The sequence below is a fragment of the Paracidovorax cattleyae genome (assembly GCF_900104515.1).
Taxonomy (GTDB): domain Bacteria; phylum Pseudomonadota; class Gammaproteobacteria; order Burkholderiales; family Burkholderiaceae_C; genus Paracidovorax; species Paracidovorax cattleyae.
Window position 1 is genome coordinate 1 of sequence record NZ_FNJL01000087.1, and the last position, 1,703, is coordinate 1,703.

Genomic DNA, 1,703 nt, shown 5'->3' on the forward strand with positions numbered 1-1,703 from the left:
GGCATTCCCGGCGTGATCTACGGCGCCGGCCCGCGCACCGTGCTCGAATCGCACGCCAAGCGCGCGGACGAACGCGTGGAGCTCGAAGACCTGCGCCGCGCCACCAAGGTGATTGCGCGGGCGCTGCACGATCTGCTGGGTTGAGGGGGGGGGGACCACCTGCCGGTCAGGGCATGACGGCAGAGTCGGGCAAGCGGGGGCAGTCGGTACATTCGGGAGGTACGTTCTCGAACACAACGTCCCGGCCGACCTGCACCGCATTCACTGGCGGATTTAACCACCAGTAAATTTCGCCATTCAGCCAGAGATCAACCACCTGGCTTTTCCCTAAAAGAGTTTCAGGTTGAATGCGATAGAGGCGGATGACATGGGGATACTTCATATTCCAGTGCATCAACCGCTGCAGCCATGACGCTTCGTAGTAGTCGAGGCGGTAGACATGCCGGGGGCTGTAGTGGCTGCGGTCGTACGTGGGGAGCGCGGAGTATCCCAACCCAACGAGCAGCGACAATCCAGCGGCGATCCATATTGTTCGCTTCTTTTGGCGCGCATAGCCCAACCACCGGCTCACCACTCCAACCTCACTGGGAAAGGCAATCGCACCCTGTGAACGTTGGACAGCACCATGAAGTCGCCGCCCTTCTGATTTTTCTCGCTCCACCTGCGGAAATCGAAGTTTTGTACAACGTATTTGTAGCCCTGTACAACCGAAGGGTCCTCGTCCACCACGACCTCCGAAATAGGCACATCCATGCTGGTACGGATACCGCACTGCATGCCATCGAAGCCCCAGCATCCCAAAGGCTGCGAAATGAACGAGTTGCCGTCGTTGAAATCGTAGGAATCCCGCAGATAGAACCCCAGTTCGTCGATCTCCACTTTGGCGCTTCCCGGACCTCGGGGAGTGACCGTGCCAGACACAGCAACCTTGATCTGGGCCTCACCCATCGCACCGTAGAAATCGTCCAAAGGGTCGCTCCATCGTCCGAACACCGAAAAGTTGACTTGACAGGTATCGTCCAATACTTTTGCCGGGAGCGACAAATCCCCAAAGCGCCAGCATTGCGCTCGATCCTGATTGCCTATGCGGCGCTTCAGCATCAGCAATCCTGCCGGACTTGCCCAGTTCTTTTGCAACTGGTCCAGCGCCGCCCGCACTCTGGCAAAACCAATCGCCCATTGCATGGTGACGATGGTGTCATCAAGATAGGCCGAAGGAAGCTGGCTCAGGCGGTAAGGCGACTCGCTGAACTTCATTTCCCTGGGCATCCGGAACGGCGCTCCATTGAACCACCGCTCCATCAACGCACTGGCCACAGGCCAGCCCAGTCGCGAGCGCATCACACCCGGAATATCACGCAGTTGAAAAAGCCGCGTCGCGTGCTTCGGCGCAAGTTTGTGCGCCAGTGCAGCGCGTAGCGCCTCTTGGGGCACCTTTACTATGCCACTCATGTCCACCCACCCGTTTCGAATGATTATTCAGCCAACAGGCGCGAATGATAGAGATGAACAGCAACAGCAGAGCAGCGGCAGCTCAGTGAAAAGTTACCGGTTGCAATCCAAAGTAGATCGCGGGTAGCAGTGCATTGATGCGCTGCAGGCGCCGTGCATCCTGAACGCGCTCTACCGGCAGAACACCGCCTACCGGCAGGTCACGTCGAAGGTCGAGGGCATCAAGCACCCCTACCTGAACGTGGGCCGCA

The 1,703-nt window shown here is 58.5% G+C and carries 2 protein-coding genes and 1 pseudogene; 1 reads left to right on the plus strand and 2 read right to left on the minus strand.

Annotation, left to right across the window (positions count from 1 at the left end; all coding sequences use genetic code 11):
• A pseudogene (locus tag BLR05_RS27450) lies at positions 1 to 144 on the plus strand (peptidase M20); the annotation flags it as partial.
• A gap of 22 nt (positions 145 to 166) precedes the next feature.
• Here the strand turns inward: BLR05_RS27450 and BLR05_RS26725 are convergent.
• Positions 167 to 511: a hypothetical protein gene (locus tag BLR05_RS26725; protein ID WP_192883928.1), complete on the minus strand. Its 345-nt coding sequence runs from the start codon at positions 509 to 511 to the stop codon at positions 167 to 169.
• A gap of 56 nt (positions 512 to 567) precedes the next feature.
• Positions 568 to 1,452: a DUF6402 family protein gene (locus BLR05_RS25585; protein WP_092840645.1), complete on the minus strand. Its 885-nt coding sequence runs from the start codon at positions 1,450 to 1,452 to the stop codon at positions 568 to 570.
• Between the last annotated feature and the right edge of the window lie 251 nt (positions 1,453 to 1,703).